The organism is Hymenobacter frigidus, from assembly GCF_014640435.1.
In the GTDB taxonomy this organism is placed as follows: domain Bacteria; phylum Bacteroidota; class Bacteroidia; order Cytophagales; family Hymenobacteraceae; genus Hymenobacter; species Hymenobacter frigidus.
The window spans coordinates 39,963-61,652 of the sequence record NZ_BMGY01000009.1; the positions used below are offsets into that span (position 1 = coordinate 39,963).

Genomic DNA, 21,690 nt, shown 5'->3' on the forward strand with positions numbered 1-21,690 from the left:
ATGCTTCCTTGACTAATGCCGGCTTTCAGTTCGTCAGCATGACAAAAGTCAGCATGACAGACGGTATTACACGCAAAAAGTCCCACGAAGGTGGGACTTTTTAAACTTTTACGAAGCCGAAGCCGGCAGGCAACTTATTTGTTGCCGGTGGCCAGGTACTCCTGCACTTTGTCGAGGAGCACCATCTCCTCGCGGAAGGTGTAGGCACCGGTTTTCTCCGATTTAACGGCCCGAATTACCTTTGCCCAGTTCTTGGCGTTCTCTGTGGTTTTCAGAGTTGCAACTACTTTCTTAGCCATTGTTCAGGTTATTTAATTTCCTTGTGAACGGTCATTTTCCGCATAATCGGGTTGAATTTCTTCAGCTCGATGCGCTCAGGGGTGTTCTTGCGGTTCTTGGTGGTGATGTAGCGCGAGGTGCCGGGCAGCCCCGAGGTTTTATGCTCGGTGCATTCCATGATAACCTGCACCCGGTTTCCTTTCTTGGCCATCTCGACGGGGGTGTGTGTTTTTAAATTTAGGACTGCAAAGGTACATGTCTTTTTGGAAACGACAAAAGAATGTTGCGCAACTTTCAGTCGGATAAGCAGAAGTGAGGCAACGTGGCATCCCTTAGGTGAACAAGAAAGGTCCTGCTGAGCGCTGCCGAAGCATCTCCACTGTGGAAGTAACTAATTATTCACGAGGCAGCGAGGCTTCGGCGGCGCTCAACAGGACGTGCGGATTGGAATAGACCTCAAAGTCCCACGCTGCTACTTCAGTACCGGTAGCGTAAAGCCTTCCAGCGCACTGGGCTCGGTCATCAGCTTTTCAATATCGGCCACAGTGCGCGGGGCTTCGGCCGAGATATTCTCGTAGCCGGTGGCCGTAATCAGTGCGTCGTCTTCGATGCGCACGCCGATATTCCACCATTTGGGGTCGCAGGGCGAGCCGGCGGGAATGTAGATGCCGGGCTCAACGGTGATGACGTTGCCGGCCTGCAGCGGGCCGTAGGGGCCACGGTCATGCACGTCGAGGCCGAGGTAGTGACTGGCGCCATGCGGGTAGTAGCGCCGCATCTCTTCCTTTTTTTTGATGATGCCCAGCTTTTGCAGGCCCGCCGTTATCACATCCTGAGTGGCTTTGTTGGGGGCATCAAAGGCCACGCCGGGGAGGCAAGCGGCAAAACCGGCCTCCTGAGCGGCCAGCACCAGCTCGTAAATCTGCCGCTGCTCGGGGCTGAATTTGCCGGAGGGCGGCACGGTGCGCGTCACATCGGCGGAATAGCCGTGGTACTCGGCCCCGCAGTCCATCAGCACAAGGTCGTTGTCGAGGTGCAGGCGGTCGTCGGTTTCATAATGCAGAATGCAGGCGTTGGCCCCGCCGCCCACGATGCTGGGATAGCCCTGAAACTCGGCCCCGTAGCGGCGGTACACGTATTCGTGGAGGCCCTGCACTTCCATTTCGCCCATTTCGGGGCGTAGCAGCTTCATCACCTCGCGCTGGCCCTGGGCGCTGATGCGGGCGGCGCGGCGCAGCAAAGCCAGTTCCTCGGGAGCCTTCACGGCGCGTAGCTCATCCAGCCTTTCGCCCAGCGTGCTGTCGTCGAAACGGCCGGGCGGGTGGGCGGCAATGGCGGCCTCGCGGGCGGCGGCAGTAGTAGCCGCCAGGTAGTCTTTCACCAAGGGCACGCTGCCCAGCGCCGGATTTTCCTTCAGCTGGGTGGCGAGGTATTTGGATACAGCTTTATCGTTTCGGACACCGTAGCGGCGGATAACGCTCTCATGCTCGGTGAGCGCCGGATTATAGTCGGCCGGTAGACCGGCCTGCTGCCGAAAAGTGGCTACCAGGCCGTGTAGGTCAGCTGCGTTGGTCTGGTCATCGCGAATGTCGGTGGGGAGGCCGATGAACAGCAGGTGGTCGAAATCGGCCCACTTGATACCGGCAGTGGCAAACTCCCGGTTATCGGCGGTGAACTGCAGGGCCAGTTGGGTTTTGGCATCGGCGGCCCCGCGGCGGCGGCCGGTCCATTGCTCGCGGGCGGGGTCGCGGGGCTGCGTAAACAGGGCTTCCGTCACGCCGGCCTGCCCGGCCACGGTGCGCGGCTCCTTGAACAGCAGCAGCACGGCATCGGGCTCGTCGTAGCCGGTGAGGTAGTAGAAGTCGGGGTTTTGGTGGTAGACGTAGTTGACGTCATTAGCCCGGTTGCGGACCGGCGCGGCAAATACCACGGCCACTCCGTGCAGCGGCAGCCTGGCCCGCAACAATTCCCGCCGCTGCCGATGGAAGGCTGGCGTCAGAAAATCGGTGGGCCGGGCGGGCGGCGCGGCCGATGGCAGCGGCTCGGGTACGGAGGTGGGGGCCTGCGCGGCGGCGCTGAGCCCAGCCAGCAATAGCCAGCCGCCCGCTACGGCTGATGAAACGCGCGTCCAGCGACGCGACAAATACAGGTGGGAAAACGAGAACCGCATTGGGCGCAGGAATAGAAGTGTTGGCGAAAGGAACAAGCCGCTGGGCAAGATACCCGCCAACAGACAAAGCCAGCGCCGGTACGGTTGCCTGTGAGGCAGCTGTACCGGCGCTGGCTTTGTCTGATTGCAATACGTATCCAGTATCGGGTAATCAGCAGACGAATCTGGCTAATAACTTGATATACCGGCTACTTAGCACTCAAATCTAGTAAACAATGAAGCCCTGCTCCTTAGCCTTCTTCAATACCGACATGATGCCGTTCTTGTTGATGGTGCGGATGGTGGAGGTAGCTACTTTCAGCGTCACCCAAGCGTCCTGCTCGGGGATGTAGAAGCGCTTTTTCTGCAGGTTCGGATAGAACTTGCGCTTAGTCTTGTTGTTAGCGTGCGAAACGTTGTTACCAACGCGGGTACGCTTGCCGGTCAAATCACAAACACGGGCCATGATATCGGAGGATTAAAAAATTACAAAGCAGGGAAACGGGCCGCAAATATCGGCAAAAGTCTGGCATTCACCAAACACCCTGCCCTATTTCTGGTCAGATTGCCCCTCAGGGGCTGGTTTGGCCCGAAATTTCCAGGGACAGTGGCGGCAACCGCTCTGGCAGCAGCTGCCCCGCCGCCGGTGGTACTGCTCGGTGAAGACGAGGTAGCCTTCGGGCGTGTGGTAAAAATCACCGGGCTGAAGGGGCTGGGGAACGGGAGCGGGCATGGTGACTACAAAGCTACGGTCTCCGGCGGCTGGAACCATTCGCGGTAGTATCTTGCTATCGTTAATCTACAATCCTTTCCTATGAAAACACCTTTTGCACTCGGGCTGTTACTGGCGGCATCTTTCCTAGGACCGGTCGACTCAGCCTGGGGCCAGGCTCCGGTGGTGCTGACGACAGCCACGGCCCCGGCGGGCGTGCGGCCGGCGCTGGCCCGTGACGAGTCGGCGCTGGCCGACCCGGTGCGCGAGGCGCTGCGGACGCTGCCCCAGGCCAAGAAAAAGTTTCTGGCCGGACTGCCCAGCGGCGACCAATTCCTGCTCTCGGTGCGCGTAGTAGCCACCGATACCAGCTTCCGGCAGGTATCGGCACGGGTGCTGGGCTGGCAAGGCACCACGGTGCAGGCCCTGCTGCTGCCCGAGGTAGCCGACTCCGCCGAACCCCTACCCGTGAGCTTCCCCGAAACCGCCGTGGTGGACTGGACGCTGCTGCGAGCCAGCGGCCGCGAGGAGGGCAACTACGTGGGCCGCTACACCGATACGGCCCGCCAAATGGAAAGCCTGCCGCTGCGCTAACGAGCGGCGGCCGGCTGGGCGGCGGGTGGCAGGGCGGCCACGCACTCTATTTCCACCAACGCATCGAGCGGCAGCCGTGACACCTCGACGGTGGTGCGGGCCGGCCGGTGCAGGCCGAACACGGCGGCATACACAGCGTTCATGCGGCCAAAGTCGGCGAAATTCTTGAGGAAAACAGTAGTTTTCACCACATCGGCCAGGCTCAGGCCCCGGCTCGAAAGCACGGTGTTCAGGTTGGCCAGTACCTGGCGGGTCTGGTCCTCAATATTATCGGCCTCGATGCGCATGGAGGCCGGCACGAGCGGCGTTTGGCCCGAGCAGAAAACGAGGCCGGCCGCCACAATGGCTTGGGCGTAGGGCCCCACGGCCTGGGGGGCGTCGGGATGGTGCAGAATTTCCATTTTTTGAAAGTGATGGGGTGACAACGTTCGGGCAAGAACGACAGGAATGGCTCATTGCATATTTTCTGTAATCGGCAGCCCTGGCGCTTTGTTCGTAATTTTGGACACCTCATCGTGCTCATTACCCCGCCCAATCATGCAAATCGCCTCCCCGACCACCGCCACCAGCCGCGCCGAACAGCTGATGCAACTCGAAGACCAGTACGGTGCCCACAACTACCACCCCCTGCCCGTGGTGCTGAATCGGGGCGAGGGCGTAAACCTCTGGGACGTAGACGGCAAGCATTATTTCGACTTTCTCTCGGCTTACTCGGCCGTGAACCAGGGGCATTGCCACCCGCACATCATCGGGGCGCTCACCAAGCAGGCGCAGCAGCTCACGCTCACGTCGCGGGCGTTTTTTAATGACCAGCTGGGGGCCGCCGAGCAGCAGCTCTGCGAATTATTCGGCTACGACAAAGCCCTGATGATGAATTCCGGGGCCGAAGCCGTGGAAACCGCCCTGAAGCTGGCCCGCAAGTGGGGCTACCAGGAAAAAGGCATTGCCCCGAACATGGCCCAAATCATCGTGGCCGAGCACAACTTCCACGGCCGCACCACGGGCATCATTTCCTTCAGCACCGACGGCGACAGCACGGGCGGCTTCGGGCCGTTTGCGCCGGGCTACCAGGTGGTGCCCTACAACGATATTGCGGCGCTGGAAGTGGCTTTGCAGGACCCGCACGTGTGCGCCTTCATGGTCGAGCCCATTCAGGGCGAAGCGGGCGTGATGGTGCCATCGGTGGGCTATCTGGCCCAGGCGGCGGCACTTTGCAAGACGCATAATGTGCTGTTCATCGCCGATGAAATCCAGACCGGTTTGGGCCGCACCGGCCGCCTGCTCGCCTGCGACCACGAGGCGGTGCACGCCGATGTACTCATTCTGGGCAAGGCCCTGAGCGGGGGCGTGCTGCCGGTGTCGGCCGTGCTGGCCAATGACACCATTATGCTCACGATTCAGCCCGGCCAGCACGGCTCCACGTTTGGCGGCAATCCGCTGGCCTGCGCCGTGATGCGCGCCGCCCTGGATGTGCTGGTAGACGAAAAGCTGGCCGACAACGCCGCCCGGATGGGCGAAGTTTTCCGCGAGCGCATGCGCCAGGTGCAAGCCAAGCGCCCCGAAGTGGTGGACCTGGTGCGCGGCAAAGGCCTGCTCAACGCTGTCATCATCGTGCCCGCCGAGGACGGCCGCACGGCCTGGGACGTGTGCGTGACCCTGATGGAGCACGGCGTATTGGCCAAGCCCACGCACGGCGACATCATCCGTTTCGCCCCGCCGCTGGTGATTACGGAGGAGGAATTGCACAAAGCCTGCGACGTGATTGAGGAGGTTATTCTGGCCTTTTAATCTCCGCGCTGTTAGCCTCGTCTGTCATCCTGAGCATTCTGCTTTAATCGCAGAATGCTCAGGATGACATTTTTTCTTTAGTCATGCCAACCGCCAACCTTTCCTACTGGGAGCACCAGTCCTTTTTCGGCCCGGCCGACGTGGCCATTATCGGCGCGGGACTGGTGGGGCTTACGGCGGCGCTGTACCTGAAGCAGCGCCGGCCCACTTGGCGCGTGGTGGTGCTGGAGCGCGGGGCGTTGCCCAGCGGCGCATCGACAAAGAATGCGGGATTTGCCTGCTTCGGGTCGATATCGGAATTGATTGAGCAGGAAAAGCGCGGCGACCTGCAAGCCGTGGTAACGGCCCGTTGCGAAGGCCTGGCCCGGCTACGCGAACTGGTGGGCGATGCCGCGCTCGACTACCAGCCGGTGGGCGGCTATGAGCTGTTTCGGGACGAAGAAGCCGCATTGGCGGCGGAGTGCCGGGACAAAATCGACTACTTCAACCAGCTGCTGGCCCCGGTGGTGGGCCACGCCCGCACCTTCCGCGATGCCAGTGCCGAGACCAAGCGCTTCGGTTTCGGGGGCGTGAGCACGCTGCTGAAGAATGAGCACGAAGGCAGCCTCGATGCCGGGCGCATGATGCGCGCCCTGCTGGCCCGTACCTGGGCCGCCGACGTGCCGGTCCTCACCAATTGCGCGGTGGAAGCGGTAGAAACGGCGGCCACGAGCCAGCGGCTGCGGCTGGCCAACGGGGCCACTATCGAAGCCAGCCGGGTGCTGCTAGCCACCAACGCCTTCGCCACCGAGCTGCTGCCCGAACTGGCCGTGACGCCCGGCCGGGGCCAGATTTTGGTGACCGAGCCGCTACCTGATGTATCATTGTCGGGCACTTTTCACTACGACCACGGCTACGCCTACTTCCGCCAGCTTCCCGACCACCGGATACTGCTGGGCGGCGGCCGCAACCTGGATTTCGCGGCTGAGGCAACCGCTGCGCCGGGCCTCACTCCGTCCGTACAGACCTACTTGGAAAACCTGCTCCACACGGTAGTTTTGCCGGGCCGGCAGCCACGCATTGATTTCCGGTGGAGCGGGGTGATGGGCTTTGGGCCGGCGCTGGCTCCCATCATCGACTGGGTGCGGCCGGACGTGCTGGCCGCCGTGCGCTGCAACGGCATGGGCGTGGCCATGGGCGCGGGCACGGGTTGGCAGGCCGCCGGGATGCTTGCTCCCGCGTAGCGGAAACCGACGGATATTCGTACAGCACAGCTCAGACTTTATTTTCGGCTTCACTTATGCTTTTCGCTACGCTTCCCCGCTTTTCTCACACCTGCCTATTCGCGCTGTTCGTGGTTTTTGCGAGCCTGACCAGTGGCTGCCAGAGCAGCCGACCCAGCTTTTCGTTTCAGCCGGCTCCGGGACGAGTGCGGCCGGTGCCGTTGGCAGTAGCGCCCTCCAATTCGTTGGTGGCAATTACGACTCTGGCTCCGACGACATCAGTTCTTCCGGCCAGAAACCGGGCACCACGTCAGGCACGGACCCAAGTGCGGGAAGTGTCGATGGTGGCAGTGCCAACGGCAATAGCTAGCACTGACAAGCGCACGGTAGTACGTCCAATGCCAACGCGGCGGCGGGCGCTACTAGCCCGGCCGCACGCCACGGCGGAGGTGGGGCTCGGCACCACGGTGCTGGGCGTTTTGGGCTTAGTGGTGCTACCCATTGCTTTGATTGGGCTGCTGCTGAGCGGTGGCGGGCTGGTGTGGGGCATTGTGGCTGGGGCAGCGGCGCTGGCCGTGCTGGTGGCGTATCTGGACCCGTTTGGACGGTAGTCGAAGGTTCGGGGCGAACTTTGTGGCTTCGTCCTGCTTTTTAGTCCGCGCTGCCTTCCTACTTTTTTATACAGACCTCTCTCCTGCACCCAATGCTCCCCACCCACCGCCCCCGCCGCAACCGCAAGTCCGAAGTTATTCGTGACATGGTGCAGGAAACGCGCCTCACTACCCACGATTTCATTTTCCCGCTCTTCCTGATTGAGGGCCAGAACCAAGCCCTGGAAGTGAAATCCATGCCCGGCATCTACCGCTACTCGGCCGATAAAATCATTGAGGAGGTGGGCCAATGCGTGGAGTTGGGCATTAAAACCTTCGCGCCGTTTCCCAGCATCAACGACTCGCTGAAGGACCGGCTGGCCAAGGAATCAGCCAACCCCGAAGGCCTGTACCTGAAAACGGTGGCCGACATCAAGCGCCAGTTCCCCGAGGTGGTGCTGATGACCGACGTGGCCATGGACCCCTACAGCAGCGACGGCCACGACGGCGTGGTGGACGCCGACTCCGGCGAAATTCTCAACGATGCCACCCTGGAAGTGCTGGGCCAGATGGCCCTGGCCCAGGCCCGCGCCGGGGCCGACATCATCGGCCCGAGCGACATGATGGACGGCCGCGTGGCCTGGATTCGGCGGGTGCTGGACGAGAATGCGTTCAGCCACGTGAGCATCATGAGCTACACGGCTAAGTACGCCTCGGCTTTCTACGGTCCGTTCCGCGATGCCCTGGATTCGGCCCCCAAGAAAGGAGACAAAAAGAGCTATCAGATGAACCCCGCCAACAAGCGCGAGGCCCTGCGCGAGCTGGCCCTCGACGAGGCCGAAGGGGCCGACATGGTGATGATAAAGCCCGCCCTGAGCTACCTCGACGTGATTCATGCCGTGAAGGAGCGCACCCACCTGCCCGTGACGGCCTACAACGTATCGGGGGAGTACGCCATGGTGAAAGCCGCCGCCCAAAACGGCTGGCTCGACGGCGAAAAGACGATGATGGAAGTCCTGACCAGCATCAAGCGCGCCGGGGCCGACGCCATTCTGACCTACTTCGCGAAGGAAGCGGCCGCCGTGCTGCGGCGCGGGTAGAGTAGACGTCCGCGGTTGGCGAGTTGTCAGCATTGGGCAAGTCCGGTGGGTAATGCCGCTGGATTTGCCCAATTTTGTTGGCGGGCTTTCCGTTGTTGACTTGTTTGCCGCCGTGCGTATGCTTTTCTGCCGTTTTGTGGTGCTAGTGTTGGGGACGGGGCTGGCCTATCCGGCGACAGCCCAGCGCGCCAAGCCCCGTCCCGTCCCCCCGCCAGCACCTTATCAAGCCGTAGATGCCCGGATGCGGGCCGTGCCCGATTCGTCGGCGCGCACCATAAGCAGCTTGGCTCGCTTCATCACGGCTACATTTTCGGCGGAAAGTGACCGGGCCCGCGCGGCCTTTGTGTGGGTGGCCCGCAACATTCGCTACGACGTGGAGGACATGTATGTGCCGGACCTGCAGGGCGAACACCCCATTTCTGCGCAGCAAACGCTGGACCAGCGACGCGGGACGTGCGAGCACTACGCCGAATTGTTTAGTACGCTGGCCAACCAAGTGGGCGTACTGACTTACGTGGTAACCGGCTACACCAGCCTGCGCGCCCCGGTGGGTCATGCCTGGTGCGCCAGCCGCATAGCCAGCCAGTGGTGGCTGATGGACCCCACCTGGGCAGCAGGCTACCTGGAAAAGGAGAAGTTCACGTTTCGCTTGAATAACGATTTTTTCCGGGTGGCACCGGCCACGTTCATCGCTACCCACATGCCCTTCGACCCGCTGTGGCAGTTGCTACCAGCGCCGCGCACGCCCCAACAGTTTCAGCAAGGCACGCGCCCCACCCCGCCCAGCCTCCCCTTCGCCTTTGCCGACTCAGTAGCCGCCTACGCCTTGCAAAGCCCGGAGCAACGACTACGAGCCACGGCGCGCGGGGTGGAGCAGAACGGCGTGAAAAACGACTTGACGTATAGCTTTCTGCTCCACATTCGCCAGCAGAAGTCCAACCAATTTGTCGATGCGTACAACAGTGCCATCGATGCCTTCAACGTGGGCACCAAGGAGTTTAACGCGTTTATCGTTTTTTTCAATCATCAATTTCTGCCCCGCCGGACCGACCAAGAGCTGCAGCAGGTGCTGGTGCCTTTGGCCGCGCAGCTGGCCGAGGTGCGTCGCTTACTATCTACAGCCCAGCCGGTTGCCCCAGTCCAACAGGCTTCGCTGACGGAATTTCTTGTTTCGGTGCAGCTACTCGAAACCAAGCTCCACGATGGCCAGGCCTTCGTGGCGCGTTACCAACGCACCAACAAACTTTTGCGGCTCATGCTCTTTGCTAATCCGGCCGCTACGGGGTCACTGTCGCACTGAGCGGACCAAGCAGCAAGCAGCACTATTCTAGCAACCGCATCCCCGTTTCACTCATGCCCACTATCCGCCGCGCCACCGCTGCCGACCTACCCGCCATCCTCGCCCTCATCCAGCGGGCGGTGCCGCTTATGCACGCCAGCGGCAACTTCCAATGGTCAGCCGACTACCCCAACGAAGCCGTGTTCATCGCCGACATCGCGCAAAGTCACCTCTGGGTGGCCGAGCTGGCTGGCGCGGTGGCCGGCGTGGCCGCCCTCACCCAAGACCAGGATGCCGAATACGCCCAGGCCGATTGGGACGTGACCGAGCCCGCCCTGGTAACGCACCGCCTGGCCGTAGACCCCGCCGCCCAGGGCCGAGGCGTGGCGCTGGCCCTGATGGAACAAGCCGAAAGGCAGGCAGTGGCGCAGGGTTTGAAGTTTTTGCGCGTGGACACCAACTCGGAGAATGCCGCCACGCAACGGCTGTTTCCGAAGCTGGGCTACCGGTTTGCGGGCGAGATTACGCTGGGGTTTCGGCCGGGGCTGCGGTTTTTCTGCTACGAGAAGCGGCTGGACTAATTTGGAACAGCAAACGCCGCAAGCTCCGCTAACTCCTTGGCCAACTGATTTTGCCAATCTTCCTGCTTGTCGACGAAATGGCCGTACTTCGTTTCGTCGGCGTATTGGATTTGACGTTTGTTAGCCGCTTCGTAAGCGAGCCTGATTAGGTCATCCATACTGGGCTTGCCTACCCAAAGCATGCGTTTGGCACTGGCCCGTAGCTCCTGCCGGAGGCGACGAGCGGCGACTTCGTTGATGTCCCACAAGGTTTGCATGTAGCGAAGCTGCAATTCCGTGCCCAGGCGGTCGGTCGAATCGAGGTAGGAACCGGAGGTATCAAAGACGTTTTGCACAACCTGGTTGGCCCGCTTGCCGAACAAATCATAGACATTCCCGTCCACTTGCATCCCCAGGTTGCCCACGCTCTGGTTGAGATTGTTCCGTGGACGTATGCGAAGCTGGAAATCGCTGGCTTGTAAGTAGCGGGTAGGGCTCCATTGTAAGTAGCCAGCCGGCAATGGTTTTCCGGGCTGAGCACGGCTGGAATACCCAAGCAAAAGCATGCAGCAAACCAGTAGATAGCGGGTATTCATGCGATTATTCCTCGTAGGGCTGAACCGATTTGCTTTGATATGGCCAGCGGCCCAAGCTCCGGCTCCAGAGCAGAAACGCGCCCGTGCCCAGGGCCATCATGCCCAGCGCGGCCAGCTGGAAATACACCTTGAAGTGCATGCCAGCCCACGTCACTTCGACTGGCGCAATGCCCACGAACACGAACAGCCACACGATGATGGCCAGCACAACGGGCAGCGGGTAGAGCGGCATTTTGAACGGCAGTGAGGCCGTGCCGCGCCGGCGGCGCAGCAGCATCAGCCCCACGGCCTGGCCCACGAACTGCACCAGAATGCGCATGGCCAGAATGGCCGAAATCACCTCGCCCAGCCGGAACAGCAGGCTGAACACGAAGCCCACGCCGCCCAGCAGCAGCAGCGACACGTAGGGGAAGTTTTTGGTGGGGTGCAGCTTGCCGAAGATGGGCAGAAACTCGCCATCGGCCGCCGCCGCGTAGGGGATGCGCGAGTAGCCCAGCAGCACCGCAAACAACGACGCGAACGCCACCAGCAGCACCAGCGCCGTGGCGGCCTGCGCGGCGGCTGGCCCATACAGCCGCTCCATAAATACGCTGATGATGAACTGCGATTTGTCGCCGGCACTGGCCTGCCAGCCCTGCACCTCCTGCCACGGGATAACGGTGCCCACGCTCCAGTTCAGCAGTAGGTACAGCGCCGCGATGCCCAGAATGCTCAGGAAAATGCTGCGCGGAATCACCCGCTGCGGATTCACGATTTCGGCCCCCAGGTGGCACACGTTGTAGTAGCCGAGGTAGGAATAGATGGTTTTGACCGCCGCCTGGCCCATGGCCGCCGATATCAGCAGGCCCGGCAGCGCCGAGAAGCCGCCCACTGGGAAAATATCGACGTGGTGGTTGGGGTGCGTGAGGCCGCCAAAAATCAGCCAGCCCATCAACCCCAGCACGCCCACCCACAGCGCCACGCCCAGCTTGCCAATGTCCTCGATGCGGCGGTAGAGCAGCACCACCAGCAGCAGCACCACCGTGCCGGCCACGGCCTTGGGCTGCCACCATTCGGTCATCGGCACGAGGTAGCCGAAGTACTGAGCGAAGCCAATGGCTCCCGAGGCCAGTACCAGCGGCGACTGAATAAGCGTCTGCCACACGTAGAGAAACGACATGTAGCGGCCCCACTTGTGCTCGCCATACGCCAGCTTGAGAAAACGGTAGCTGCCACCGGCTTCGGGGTAGGCCGCGCCCAGCTCGCTCCAAATCAGGCCATCGACGGCGGCCAGCGCCGCGCCCACCAGCCAGGCCAGCAGGAAATTCGGCCCCATAAAGCCCATCACGAGCGGCAGGGTGACAAAGGGGCCAATGCCCACCATGTCAATCATATTGAGAGCAGTAGCTTGAACCAGGCCGAGACGGCGCTGCAGAGTGGGTGCGGACATGGGACGAAAGTAGCGCCCAAGTGCCATAGCATGGACTAAAAGCTGCTGCCAGGGCTTTCCAAACCCGCTGGCGGCAGTTGCGTAAGTCCGTCCGTTGCTTCTTACGTTTCTTCGCTTTTTTCTATGGCTGGCAGTTCTTCAAAAATAGTGGTGTACGGAGCCATCGGGGCCAATCTGGCCATTGCCGTTTCCAAGTTTGTGGCTGCCTTTTTCACCGGCAGCGCGGCCATGATGTCGGAAGGCATCCACTCGCTGGTCGACAGCGGCAACGGCGGGCTCATTTTGCTGGGCATGAGCCGCAGCGCCCGGCCCGCCGATGAGCGCCACCCGTTCGGCTACAGCAAGGAAATCTACTTCTGGACGGTTATCGTGGCGGTGCTGATTTTCGCCGTGGGTGGCGGCATGTCGCTCTACAAGGGCTACCAGTACCTGCGCCACCCCGCTCCCCTCACCGACCCCACCTGGAACTACTGGGTGCTGGGCCTGGCCATGGTATTTGAGGGTGTGGCCTGCACGTTGGCCTACCGCGAGTTCCGCAAGACCCAGGGCGAGCAAGGCTTCTGGCAGGCCCTGCGCACGAGCAAAGACCCGGCGGTGTTCGCCATTCTGCTCGAAGACCTGGCGGCGCTCGTGGGCCTGGTCATCGCGCTGGCCGGTATTTACCTTGGCCACCTGCTGAATAACCTGTACTTCGACGGAGGCGCTTCCATGGCCATCGGGGCGCTACTGGTGGGCATGGCGATGTTTATGCTGCGCGAAGCCAAGGGCCTGCTGTTGGGCGAAGGGGCCAGCCCGAACGTGCTGCGCGGCATTGAGGCCCTGGCCCGCCAAGATGCCGGCGTGGTGCGCCTGCGCCCCCCGCTCACTATGTACCTCGGCCCGGCCGATGCCATCCTGGCCCTCGACGTTGCCTTTCACGACCACCTCACGGCCGTGGAAGTAGAAGAAGCCGTGCAGCGCCTGCAAACCGCCATCAAAGCCCAGCACCCCGAGTTTCGGCAGATTTTTATTGAGGCCTCATCGCTCACCGGGCACCCGGCCACGGCCCGGCCCGCCCAGCCCACCGCCTAAGCGCAGCCCCAGGGCCTTACCCCACCGGGCGCGGCCAACGCCAGGCCCCGCTCTCACGTATGGCACGGCATGAGTTCAGCCGCTACCTCTTCCAAACTTGCCATCTACGGGGCCATTGGGGCCAACATTGCCATTGCCGCCAGTAAGTTTGTGGCGGCGGCGTTCACCGGGTCATCGGCCATGCTCTCGGAGGGCATTCACTCCCTCGTCGACAGCGGCAACGGCATTCTCATCCTCCACGGCGTGCGGCAGGCCGAGAAGCCCGCCGATGCCCGTCATCCCTTCGGCCGCAGCAAAGAGCTGTATTTCTGGGCCCTGATTGTGGCCATTCTGGTGTTTTCGGTGGGCGGCGGCATGTCGTTTTACGAGGGCGTGGAGCACATCAAGCACCCCGCCCCCATCACCGACCCCACCTGGAACTACTGGGTGCTGGGCTTTTCGCTGGTATTCGAAGGCGTTTCCTGCTTCCTCGCTTTTCGGGCTTTCAATGCCGACCGGGGCGATTTCGGCTTCTGGGCCGCGCTGCGCCGCAGCAAAGACCCGTCGGTATTTGCCATTCTGCTCGAAGACCTGGCCGCCCTGCTGGGCCTGATGATTGCACTGGCCGGGGTGTACTTCGGGCACCTGCTGAATAACCCGTACCTCGACGGGGCCGCCTCCATCGGCATCGGCGCGCTGCTGGTAGGCGTGGCCATTTTCCTCATTTATAAAACCAAGGGCTTGCTGGTGGGCATGGGCGTCGACGACGAAACCCTGGACAACATCGGAAAAATCGTGCGCGCTCAGCCCAACATCGACCAGGTGGGCCCGCCGCTCACCTCCTACCTCGGCCCCACCGACGTGGTGCTGGCCCTCGACGTAGAATTTGCCCACCACCTCACGGCCGAAGAGATAGAATTCGCCATCGACGACCTGCAAGATGCCATCCGGGTCCCTTACCCCGAGATGAAGCGCATTTTTGTGGAGGCCAAGTCCCTGTCGGCCCGCGCCTCGTCTCAGGCCCAGCCAACCAGCTAGACCGACCGGAACCCCGGCGGCCCTATTGGGGTAAAACAAGCGGCGGCCCGCCCCGGCATTGAGCTGGTGCGGGCCGCCGCTTGTTTCACGCAGCCCCTGGCCAATGGCTTTTCCCACTCCCGTAACCCCTCCGTTTCGCTCCTTTTGGTGGGGCGGCTACGAGTGCACCGACCAACTCAACGCCTTCGGCCACCGCGTCGATTTCCTGCCCCTCACCGGCCATTTGCAGTTGATTAATGAGGATTATGCGGCGCTAGCCCCGTTCAGTGTCCGCACCGTGCGCGAGGGCATTCGCTGGGCCCAGATTGAAAAGACGCCGTACCAATACGATTTCAGCACGGTGCAGCTCATGTTGGAAGCCGGCCAGCGTCACGGCATTCAGCAGGTGTGGGATTTGTGTCATTTCGGCTATCCCGACGACCTCACGCCGCTGCACCCGCTGTTTGCCCAGCGCTTCGCCGCGCTCTGCCGGGCCTTCGTGGCGTTCTACCGTTCGCAGCGGCCCGACGATGTGCTCGTCGTCACGCCCATCAACGAAGTCAGCTTTATTTCCTGGCTGGGTGGCGACGCCCGGGGCACCGCGCCCTACTGCAACCATCAGGGCTGGGAAGTGAAATACGGCCTGATGCGCGCCTATATCGAAGGGGCCCACGCCCTGCGCGAGGCTGACCCCAGTATTCGCATGCTCACCACTGAGCCGCTGGTGAACATTGTGCCACCGCTCAATGCCTCGGCCCGCGAGCGCAGCTGGGCCCGCGAAGCCCACCGCAACCAGTTTCAGGCCACCGACATGCTCAGCGGCCGAATGTGCCCCGAGCTGGGCGGCCACGAAGGCCTGCTCGACATTGTGGGCTTCAACTATTACTACGACAATCAGTGGCAGAACGGCACCCCCAACAAACTGGGCTGGCGCGACGATGTACCCGACCCGCGCTGGGTGCCGCTGCGCACGCTGCTGCGCGCCGCCCACCGCCGCTACAATCGCCCCTTTGCCCTCACCGAAACCAGCCATCCGGGCGTAGACCGCCCCGCCTGGCTGCGCATGATTGCCGAAGAATGTACCGCCGTGCTGCGCATGGGCCTACCACTGCAGGGCATCTGCCTGTACCCCATCATCGACCGGCCCGACTGGGACCACCTCGATCAGTGGCACCAGTCCGGCCTCTGGGATGCCGACCTGAGCCGGCCCGGCCCGGCCCGCGTGCTGCACCAGCCCAGCGCCGAGGCCCTGCGGCAGGCGCAGGCCCTGACAACCGCCGCCATGCCCGACGGGCGTGGGCAGCCAGCAGCCGGCAGCCTGGCGCTGGGCCGCGTGTCGTAAGCGGTTCCTATTTTTAGGCCATGATAACCACGGCTTACCTCGATTCGCCCTTGGGCTTGGTAGCTCTCACCGGCTCCGATGCGGGGCTAAGCGCGATAAGTTTTCACGGCACTGAGGGGCAGACGGCCATGGCTTTGTCCGCCGTGCCTGCCTGTTTGCAGGAAGTGCACCGCCAGCTGCAAGCATACTTCGGGCACGAGTTGCGCGAGTTCAGCCTGACCTATGCACCCGAAGCGGGCACCGAATTTCAGCGCCAAGTGTGGCAGGCGCTGAGCGGCATCGGCTACGGCCGCACGGCTTCGTACCTCGAGGTGGCCAAGCGGCTGAACAACCCCAAATCGGTACGGGCCGTGGGCGCGGCCAATGGCCAAAACCCGCTGGCTATTGTGTGGCCCTGCCACCGCGTCATCGGGGCCGATGGCAGCCTGACGGGCTACGCCGGCGGCCTGCACCGCAAAAAGTGGCTGCTGGAATTTGAGCAGCCCACGCGGCAGGGCGGGCTGTTTGGGTAATTGCAAAGGCCACTCGTGAACACGTGAACCCGTCATGTCGAGCGCAGCCGAGACATCTCGCGTGCAGCAGTAATCCAATCGTTCAACGATTCGAGCGAGATGTCTCGGCTGCGCTCGACATGACGAGCTTTCTAACCTACGCGCCCACCATCTTCAGCAGACCCTGATAGATAATATTATCCTTCCAATAAAGCTGCAACACCATGGGAATGTGGTGCCGGCCGGGAATAATGGTATAAGGCGCCGGCTGCCCAATGGCCTTGAGCCGGTCGCGGAATCGCCCCGAACTGCCGCTGATGCTGGGGTAGGTTTCGCCGCCGATGTAGAACAGAAACGGTGGGATGCCGGGCCGTATTTTGTAAATGGGCGACTGCTGCTTCCACACGGCGGGGTCGTTGCCGAAGGGCACGAGGTACTGCTGGTCGCCCTCGTACTTCATTTCTTTGAGGTAGCTGTACATATCCAGGCCGGCCGGGTCGTCCATGATGGCCCCGCGCACCGGATTTTGGGGCAGGCCGTGGGCGGCCAATAGGGCATCATCGATAGCGAGCAGGGCGGCCAACCCGCCGCCGGCCGAGTGGCCCATTACGAATACCCGGGCCGGGTCGCCGCCGTATTGCTTGATGTTTTGCACGGTCCAGGCCAGGGCGCGGGCGCAGTCGGCGGCCTGCTCGGGCACGTGCACGGGCGGCGCGAGGCGGTAGTTGATGAGCACGGCCACCACGCCCTGCTTGGCCAGCCGCCGGCCAATGAAGGTGTAGATGTTCTTACTGCCGCTGGTCCAGCTGCCGCCGTGAATGAACAGCACCACCGGGCAGCCCGCCGCCGTGGCGGCTTTCTTCTTGGGCGAATACACGTCCAGAATGTGCCGCTCTCGGTCAAAATCAGGAGCCGAAGCGGGCACGTAGGCCACGTCTTTGGCGCGGCGGCTGGGGCGGGCCACCACGTATTCGGTGGCCAATATGACTACGATAGCCGCTAGCAGCAGCGCTACGGGAGTCAGCAGAATAAAACGACGCATAAGACCAATAAACAGGAATAAAACCTCTGCCCATTGCCGGCAGAATGGCTCACCTACGCCCCCGGGCCGGCCACAGTTTGCGCGTTCGCGCAGAAGGAGAGCAGCGGTCCGTGCCGGGCTTGGCTTTATCTTTGTCAGCAACCGCGCCGAGCCCTTTTTTAGGTGGCTGGTGCTTTCTCATTATTTATTTATTCGTAGCCGTGCTCGTTTCCGTCACTTTCAAATCTGTTTCGCGGGCGCTGGCCGCCACGCTGCTACTGAGCCTGCTGGTAGCGCCGCGCGCCCAGGCCCAGCGCAAGGGCAAGCCCGTGAACGCCGACGGCAGCCTGGCGGCCCCAGCCCCAGCCCCAGCCCCAGCGCGCCCGGCCCGTCTGCAGCCGCTGTTTGGGGGTATCACACCCGCCCAAGCCACTCAGGTTATCGGCGAAGCCCGACTGAAAGCCATTGCCGCCAGCTTTGCTTCCGCTGCCGAGGCCAGCACGTTTTTCTCCACCAAGGGCTACGAATACCTCAGCGAGAACCAGCCCGATACGGCCGCTTACCGCTTCAATCTGGCCTGGTTGCTGAATCAGCAAAATGCCGATGCCTACCACGGGCTGGGCATTGTGGCCAGCGCCCAGCCCACGCCTGATGCGGCCATTGGCCTGCTCGCCAAGGGCTTGGCGCTGACACCAGCCAGTGCGCCCATGCTCAGCGACCTGGGCATCAGCTACCTCATTCGCTACGGCCTCACCAAGAAGAAAAAAGACCTGACCGCCGGCATGGACCTGCTGCAGCGCGCCACCACCCTCGACCCGGCCAACGCCGTGGCCTGGCAGCAGCAGGCCCGCGGCCTCTACTACCAGGAAAAGTACCCCGAAGCCTGGGCCGCCGTGCACAAAGGCCAGGCCCTGAACGTGAGCAGCCTCGATTTCAGCCTCATCAGCGACCTGCAAGCCAAGCTGCCCGACCCGCAGGGCATATTCAAATAAAACGGGTAGTATAAACGGATTTCGGCGGTTTGGGCGTTGAGAACCGTACAAGTAGTTTTTTATCTTATTTGGAAAGTATGCGGTTTCAAGCGTTGATTTTGGGAGTAATGGCCGCTGGCCTGTTTAGCAGCCAGGCCGCCCAGGCCCAGCACCAGCGCCAGGTGCGCCACTACAACAGCCAGGGACGAGCCTACTACCGTGGGCCGCTGCACGTCACGCTTGGCGGCGGCACGGCGCTTTACAATGGCGACCTGGGCAACAGCCCCGGCGATAATTTCCTGAGCCCGGCCCTGAGTGTGGGCGTGCGCTACCGTCTCACGCCCCACCTGCACTTGGGCAGCGAATTTTCTTACCTGAAGATGGGCGCGCGCGACAAGGCCAAGGAGCGGGGCCTGGCTTTCACCAGCACCAATGGGCTGGGCACGGTACTGCTCCGCTTCGACCTGCTGCCCGATGAGTCGGTGTTTGCCGCCTCCATGACCGAAGCGCCGATTTTCCAGCTCTACGTGCAGGGCGGCGCGGGACTTTTGCTTTATGACCCAAAGTCCTACGTAGGCACCGAGCGCGCCACCGGCGACACTTCTTTCCTGGCGCCGGAGCGCAACGACTACCCGGCCCTGGCCGGCGTGGCCCCGGTGGGGGCCGGCTTCACCGTCCGCGTCATCGATAAGCTCCGCGTCGGCCTCGAAGGAAACTACTACTTCACCACCACCGACCACCTCGACGACATCAACCTGCGCCTCGGCGGCGCATCGGCCAGCAACGACGGCTTTGGCACGGTGATGCTCAAGCTGGATTATTCGCTGGAATAAGTGCCGGCACTACCCAAAACCAGGCACAAAAAAGAGGCCCGTCAGCATTAGCTAACGGGCCTCTTTACTTAAGCTTAGCAGGAAGACTATTCCTTCACGAAGCGCTGGTGGAACACCTTCTGCCCGTCGCTCACGCTCAGGGTGTACATTCCTTTGGCCAGGCTGGATACGTTCAGCGTCCCGTTGCTGAACGTGGCACCAACCACGCGGGCACCGCGCACGTCCGTCAGCATTACGCTGGTGGCTTCGGCGTTGCCGGGCAGCACAATGCGCACGGCATCCGTGGCGGGGTTGGGGTATACTTCCAGCTGCTTGGCCAGTTCGTTGCCGATAGGAGTGACGGTGCCCGTGAGGCTGGTAAGACCCGCGACGCTGGCCGTGGCAGTTAGCAGGGCTGCGCCACCGGTGATAGTCACCGTGTAGTCTTCGGTTTCGCCGTAGCTGTAGCTATTGCAGCTGGTGGTGGCCGAGGCGTCGCTCATCACCAGGCGCATGCGGGTGTTGCCGGTTTTAGCCGTGCTAGGCACGGTAAAGGTAGCGCTGAGCGTGGCCGCGCTGGCGCTGCTGCCGCTTACAACCAGTTCGCCGGCGTCGGTGAATACGCCGTTCCCATTATAGTCGATGTAGACTTTCCAGTACTCGGTGTACGCCGTGCCCGCGTAGCCGGCCGAGAATTTCACGGTTTGCGACGTGCCAGCCCCGATGCTCGGCGCGGACAGGGCCGTGCCGTTGTAGTAGCCCGCGTCGGCGGCCGAGGTACGGGCCAACGTGCCCAGTTCCACGTAGTCAATCCACTCGTAGGCCACGCTGGTGCCCTTGCTGGCGCAGTAAGCCACGACAGAAGAGGCGGCGTATTTAGCACCCACGCCCACGGCAGACCAGGCGTTGGTCACTGCCTCCTCGGCGGCTGAGTTGGCTCCGTACAAGTCCTTAGCTGCTGCGATGGTAGCGGTGCGGGCGTTGGAGTAGGTCGAGGAAGACGTCAGGTACACGCTTTCGGCGCGGTAAGCAATTTTAGCGGCGTTGGTGATGCCCAGGCTGGCCACCGAGTAGGCCACGCCTTTCTCGTTGGTGCCGGTTTTGCCGGCCGAAATTAGGTAGAACCAGTAGTTAAGCACGCCCGAGTTGGTGTGCACGCCGCCGTTGTCGCCGGTACCGGTGTACCACTTCAGGCCCTTATAGTAAGCAGGCTGGTTCAGGGAGTTGGGGTCGCTCATGGAGCGCAACGCCACCTGCACCTTGTCGATTTCCTCGCCAATAAGCCAGGTCGACTTGGCTTTCACGCCGCTCGAAGCGGCACTCAGCGTATTCACAGCGTAAGACTCCACGGCGGCACCCCAGATGTCGGAGAAGCCTTCGTTCATGGCGCCCGACTCGTTCGAGTACACCAAACCGGCGGTTTTTTCGCACACGGCGTGGCCGATTTCGTGGGCCACCACGTCCATCGATGTCAACGGGCGGAAGCGGGTGTCGCCGTCGCCGTACGTCATCACGCTGCCGTTCCAGTAAGCGTTTTCGTAGCCCACGCCGTCGCCGGGGGTGTCGTCGAAGTGGATGTAGCTTTTGATTTTGGCACCGGCGTTGTCCCAGGAATTGCGGGCGTGTACGCCTTTCCAATAGTCGTAGGTGGCTTGGGCGCCGAAGTGGGCATCGCCGGCCACGTTGTCGAAGTTGGCGTTGTTGTACTCGGCGGACGTCCAGTTGTTGTCGGCGTCCACGAAATCAACGGCGGCGGTATAGCTGTTGCCCTTCTTGCAATTGTAGGTTTCGATGCCCAGGCCACGGGTCACTTCGCGCAGGTAGTAGCCGTTGGTGGTGGTGCCGTCGGCAACCGAGCGCGAGCCGCTGTAAGCGGTGGCGAAGGTGCCGGTGGCGGCGGCGTGCTTGATGATGTCGTCCCTGAGCACCACTTGGCCGCTACGGGCGTCAACGTAGATGTAGGCGCGGCTCACAGGCTGGGCGGCGTACACGTTAAATTTCCAGGCCAGCACGAGCGGGCCGGTTTCGCCATTGCGGGCGTCGCGCACAATTACCAGCTCGCCCTGGGGGCGGTACGAAGCCGCTTCGGCGTCGTTGGTTTGCCACATGTACTTGCGGGCTCCTACGCTAGCCAGTGCACGGTCCAGCGCGGCGCTTTCGTTCAGCGTGGGCGTGGTGTTCAGGCCCGTGATTTTCTCAAAGTCGCCGCTGATGCTTTCCGTCGTGCCGCCCTTGGCGTGCACCGAGTACGAGGCGTGCTCGACGCGCACACCCTGGTAGTACTGGGCAAATTTCTGGTGAGTGAAGCCCAACTGGTCGGTTTCAACGGTGCGTGAACGCAGCTGGTCGGCGGTGGTCAGGGCCAACAGCTGCCGCAGCACCTGCTCGGCTGGCATGCCGCGGTAGGCAGCTTTGCCTTCGGCATTAAACTGCACCAGCACGGGCTGATTGTCTTCGCCCAGTACCTTGGTTTGGATGCGCGAGGCATCCTGAGCTTGGGCCGAAGCCAAAGTGCCGAGCATGAGTAATGCAGCGACAGAGTATTGTTTCTTCATGAAAAGTTAAATACGATTGATGAAAATCGAAAACAAATTGTGTTGACGTTTTTTCATCTAACGGACCGCAATCTATGTATTTTCGTGATGAAACCTGCCAAACATTAACAATTTCATCACAATAACCGAAATTTTGTACGTTTGATGAGGGTT

At 62.0% G+C, this 21,690-nt stretch carries 23 protein-coding genes; 13 read left to right on the forward strand and 10 right to left on the reverse strand.

Annotated elements, in window-relative coordinates:
* Nucleotides 1-134: 134 nt before the first annotated feature.
* From IEW17_RS06815 to IEW17_RS06835, 5 genes are all read right to left on the reverse strand, one after another.
* Nucleotides 135-299, reverse strand: a complete 165-nt coding sequence (locus IEW17_RS06815; protein ID WP_083322258.1) for a DUF4295 domain-containing protein — start codon at nt 297-299, stop codon at nt 135-137.
* Nucleotides 300-307: 8 nt separating this feature from the next.
* Nucleotides 308-490, reverse strand: a complete 183-nt coding sequence (rpmG, locus tag IEW17_RS06820) for a 50S ribosomal protein L33 (RefSeq protein WP_168674975.1) — start codon at nt 488-490, stop codon at nt 308-310.
* Nucleotides 491-751: 261 nt separating this feature from the next.
* The gene (locus tag IEW17_RS06825; protein WP_188561290.1) at nt 752-2,449 is read right to left on the reverse strand and encodes an aminopeptidase P family protein; all 1,698 of its coding nucleotides are present in this window, start codon (nt 2,447-2,449) and stop codon (nt 752-754) included.
* 205 nt (nt 2,450-2,654) lie between these two features.
* Nucleotides 2,655-2,894 carry a 50S ribosomal protein L28 gene (rpmB, locus tag IEW17_RS06830; RefSeq protein ID WP_044003635.1) on the reverse strand — a complete coding sequence of 80 codons (240 nt, stop codon included), beginning with the start codon at nt 2,892-2,894 and terminating at the stop codon, nt 2,655-2,657.
* 84 nt (nt 2,895-2,978) lie between these two features.
* Complete coding sequence (locus tag IEW17_RS06835) at nt 2,979-3,161, reverse strand: C1orf53 family protein (RefSeq protein ID WP_188561291.1); 183 nt, start codon at nt 3,159-3,161, stop codon at nt 2,979-2,981.
* An 81-nt stretch (nt 3,162-3,242) separates the two neighbouring features.
* On the opposite strand from IEW17_RS06835, the gene IEW17_RS06840 reads away from it, so the two are divergent.
* Nucleotides 3,243-3,734: a hypothetical protein gene (locus IEW17_RS06840; protein ID WP_188561292.1), complete on the forward strand. Its 492-nt coding sequence runs from the start codon at nt 3,243-3,245 to the stop codon at nt 3,732-3,734.
* Here IEW17_RS06840 and IEW17_RS06845 read toward each other — a convergent pair.
* Complete coding sequence (locus IEW17_RS06845; protein WP_188561293.1) at nt 3,731-4,135, reverse strand: RidA family protein; 405 nt, start codon at nt 4,133-4,135, stop codon at nt 3,731-3,733. The genes IEW17_RS06840 and IEW17_RS06845 overlap by 4 nt on opposite strands.
* Before the next feature lie 136 nt (nt 4,136-4,271).
* On the opposite strand from IEW17_RS06845, the gene rocD reads away from it, so the two are divergent.
* The 6 genes from rocD (at nt 4,272) to IEW17_RS06875 (ending at nt 10,274) form a co-directional block, all read left to right on the forward strand.
* Complete coding sequence (gene rocD / locus IEW17_RS06850; RefSeq protein WP_188561294.1) at nt 4,272-5,522, forward strand: ornithine--oxo-acid transaminase; 1,251 nt, start codon at nt 4,272-4,274, stop codon at nt 5,520-5,522.
* 83 nt (nt 5,523-5,605) lie between these two features.
* The gene (locus IEW17_RS06855; protein ID WP_188561295.1) at nt 5,606-6,745 is read left to right on the forward strand and encodes an NAD(P)/FAD-dependent oxidoreductase; all 1,140 of its coding nucleotides are present in this window, start codon (nt 5,606-5,608) and stop codon (nt 6,743-6,745) included.
* Nucleotides 6,746-7,122: 377 nt separating this feature from the next.
* A complete protein-coding gene (locus tag IEW17_RS06860) occupies nt 7,123-7,335 on the forward strand; it encodes a hypothetical protein (protein WP_188561296.1) in 213 nt (70 codons plus the stop codon).
* Between the two features lie 92 nt (nt 7,336-7,427).
* On the forward strand, nt 7,428-8,414 hold the full coding sequence (gene hemB, locus IEW17_RS06865; RefSeq protein WP_188561297.1) for a porphobilinogen synthase: 987 nt from the start codon (nt 7,428-7,430) through the stop codon (nt 8,412-8,414).
* 118 nt (nt 8,415-8,532) lie between these two features.
* A complete protein-coding gene (locus IEW17_RS06870; protein ID WP_188561298.1) occupies nt 8,533-9,714 on the forward strand; it encodes a transglutaminase domain-containing protein in 1,182 nt (393 codons plus the stop codon).
* A gap of 53 nt (nt 9,715-9,767) precedes the next feature.
* A complete protein-coding gene (locus tag IEW17_RS06875) occupies nt 9,768-10,274 on the forward strand; it encodes a GNAT family N-acetyltransferase (RefSeq protein ID WP_188561299.1) in 507 nt (168 codons plus the stop codon).
* On the opposite strand, the gene IEW17_RS06880 is transcribed toward IEW17_RS06875, so the two are convergent.
* Together IEW17_RS06880 and IEW17_RS06885 are read right to left on the reverse strand one after the other, a co-directional pair.
* Entirely contained in the window at nt 10,271-10,849 is a 579-nt protein-coding gene (locus IEW17_RS06880) for a hypothetical protein (RefSeq protein WP_188561300.1), read from the reverse strand. The genes IEW17_RS06875 and IEW17_RS06880 overlap by 4 nt on opposite strands.
* Nucleotides 10,850-10,853: 4 nt before the next feature.
* Nucleotides 10,854-12,278 (reverse strand): APC family permease, encoded by a 1,425-nt coding sequence (locus tag IEW17_RS06885; RefSeq protein WP_188561301.1) that lies wholly within the window; start codon nt 12,276-12,278, stop codon nt 10,854-10,856.
* A gap of 123 nt (nt 12,279-12,401) precedes the next feature.
* On the opposite strand from IEW17_RS06885, the gene IEW17_RS06890 reads away from it, so the two are divergent.
* The 4 genes from IEW17_RS06890 (at nt 12,402) to IEW17_RS06905 (ending at nt 16,199) form a co-directional block, all read left to right on the forward strand.
* Nucleotides 12,402-13,349: a cation diffusion facilitator family transporter gene (locus IEW17_RS06890; protein ID WP_188561302.1), complete on the forward strand. Its 948-nt coding sequence runs from the start codon at nt 12,402-12,404 to the stop codon at nt 13,347-13,349.
* A 69-nt stretch (nt 13,350-13,418) separates the two neighbouring features.
* The gene (locus tag IEW17_RS06895; protein WP_188561303.1) at nt 13,419-14,366 is read left to right on the forward strand and encodes a cation diffusion facilitator family transporter; all 948 of its coding nucleotides are present in this window, start codon (nt 13,419-13,421) and stop codon (nt 14,364-14,366) included.
* 103 nt (nt 14,367-14,469) lie between these two features.
* Nucleotides 14,470-15,687: an amine oxidase gene (locus tag IEW17_RS06900; RefSeq protein WP_188561304.1), complete on the forward strand. Its 1,218-nt coding sequence runs from the start codon at nt 14,470-14,472 to the stop codon at nt 15,685-15,687.
* A gap of 20 nt (nt 15,688-15,707) precedes the next feature.
* Nucleotides 15,708-16,199, forward strand: a complete 492-nt coding sequence (locus tag IEW17_RS06905) for a methylated-DNA--[protein]-cysteine S-methyltransferase (RefSeq protein ID WP_188561305.1) — start codon at nt 15,708-15,710, stop codon at nt 16,197-16,199.
* Between the two features lie 136 nt (nt 16,200-16,335).
* On the opposite strand, the gene IEW17_RS06910 is transcribed toward IEW17_RS06905, so the two are convergent.
* A complete protein-coding gene (locus tag IEW17_RS06910; RefSeq protein WP_188561306.1) occupies nt 16,336-17,220 on the reverse strand; it encodes an alpha/beta hydrolase in 885 nt (294 codons plus the stop codon).
* A 200-nt stretch (nt 17,221-17,420) separates the two neighbouring features.
* On the opposite strand from IEW17_RS06910, the gene IEW17_RS06915 reads away from it, so the two are divergent.
* Entirely contained in the window at nt 17,421-18,191 is a 771-nt protein-coding gene (locus IEW17_RS06915) for a hypothetical protein (RefSeq protein ID WP_188561307.1), read from the forward strand.
* 77 nt (nt 18,192-18,268) lie between these two features.
* Entirely contained in the window at nt 18,269-19,003 is a 735-nt protein-coding gene (locus IEW17_RS06920; protein WP_188561308.1) for a hypothetical protein, read from the forward strand.
* An 86-nt stretch (nt 19,004-19,089) separates the two neighbouring features.
* On the opposite strand, the gene IEW17_RS06925 is transcribed toward IEW17_RS06920, so the two are convergent.
* Nucleotides 19,090-21,504 carry a M4 family metallopeptidase gene (locus IEW17_RS06925; protein WP_229748852.1) on the reverse strand — a complete coding sequence of 805 codons (2,415 nt, stop codon included), beginning with the start codon at nt 21,502-21,504 and terminating at the stop codon, nt 19,090-19,092.
* Between the last annotated feature and the right edge of the window lie 186 nt (nt 21,505-21,690).

Coding starts and splice junctions, on each gene's coding strand:
- IEW17_RS06900 (WP_188561304.1), top strand. CDS start 14,470: ATGGCTTTTCCCACTCCCGTAACCCCTCCGTTTCGCTCCTTTTGGTGG.
- IEW17_RS06905 (WP_188561305.1), top strand. CDS start 15,708: ATGATAACCACGGCTTACCTCGATTCGCCCTTGGGCTTGGTAGCTCTC.
- IEW17_RS06910 (WP_188561306.1), bottom strand. CDS start 17,220: ATGCGTCGTTTTATTCTGCTGACTCCCGTAGCGCTGCTGCTAGCGGCT.
- rpmG (WP_168674975.1), bottom strand. CDS start 490: ATGGCCAAGAAAGGAAACCGGGTGCAGGTTATCATGGAATGCACCGAG.
- IEW17_RS06815 (WP_083322258.1), bottom strand. CDS start 299: ATGGCTAAGAAAGTAGTTGCAACTCTGAAAACCACAGAGAACGCCAAG.
- IEW17_RS06855 (WP_188561295.1), top strand. CDS start 5,606: ATGCCAACCGCCAACCTTTCCTACTGGGAGCACCAGTCCTTTTTCGGC.
- IEW17_RS06920 (WP_188561308.1), top strand. CDS start 18,269: ATGCGGTTTCAAGCGTTGATTTTGGGAGTAATGGCCGCTGGCCTGTTT.
- IEW17_RS06870 (WP_188561298.1), top strand. CDS start 8,533: ATGCTTTTCTGCCGTTTTGTGGTGCTAGTGTTGGGGACGGGGCTGGCC.
- IEW17_RS06890 (WP_188561302.1), top strand. CDS start 12,402: ATGGCTGGCAGTTCTTCAAAAATAGTGGTGTACGGAGCCATCGGGGCC.
- IEW17_RS06885 (WP_188561301.1), bottom strand. CDS start 12,278: ATGTCCGCACCCACTCTGCAGCGCCGTCTCGGCCTGGTTCAAGCTACT.
- IEW17_RS06860 (WP_188561296.1), top strand. CDS start 7,123: ATGCCAACGCGGCGGCGGGCGCTACTAGCCCGGCCGCACGCCACGGCG.
- IEW17_RS06925 (WP_229748852.1), bottom strand. CDS start 21,504: ATGCTCGGCACTTTGGCTTCGGCCCAAGCTCAGGATGCCTCGCGCATC.
- IEW17_RS06875 (WP_188561299.1), top strand. CDS start 9,768: ATGCCCACTATCCGCCGCGCCACCGCTGCCGACCTACCCGCCATCCTC.
- IEW17_RS06845 (WP_188561293.1), bottom strand. CDS start 4,135: ATGGAAATTCTGCACCATCCCGACGCCCCCCAGGCCGTGGGGCCCTAC.
- IEW17_RS06825 (WP_188561290.1), bottom strand. CDS start 2,449: ATGCGGTTCTCGTTTTCCCACCTGTATTTGTCGCGTCGCTGGACGCGC.
- IEW17_RS06895 (WP_188561303.1), top strand. CDS start 13,419: ATGAGTTCAGCCGCTACCTCTTCCAAACTTGCCATCTACGGGGCCATT.
- IEW17_RS06840 (WP_188561292.1), top strand. CDS start 3,243: ATGAAAACACCTTTTGCACTCGGGCTGTTACTGGCGGCATCTTTCCTA.
- rocD (WP_188561294.1), top strand. CDS start 4,272: ATGCAAATCGCCTCCCCGACCACCGCCACCAGCCGCGCCGAACAGCTG.
- rpmB (WP_044003635.1), bottom strand. CDS start 2,894: ATGGCCCGTGTTTGTGATTTGACCGGCAAGCGTACCCGCGTTGGTAAC.
- IEW17_RS06835 (WP_188561291.1), bottom strand. CDS start 3,161: ATGCCCGCTCCCGTTCCCCAGCCCCTTCAGCCCGGTGATTTTTACCAC.
- IEW17_RS06880 (WP_188561300.1), bottom strand. CDS start 10,849: ATGAATACCCGCTATCTACTGGTTTGCTGCATGCTTTTGCTTGGGTAT.
- hemB (WP_188561297.1), top strand. CDS start 7,428: ATGCTCCCCACCCACCGCCCCCGCCGCAACCGCAAGTCCGAAGTTATT.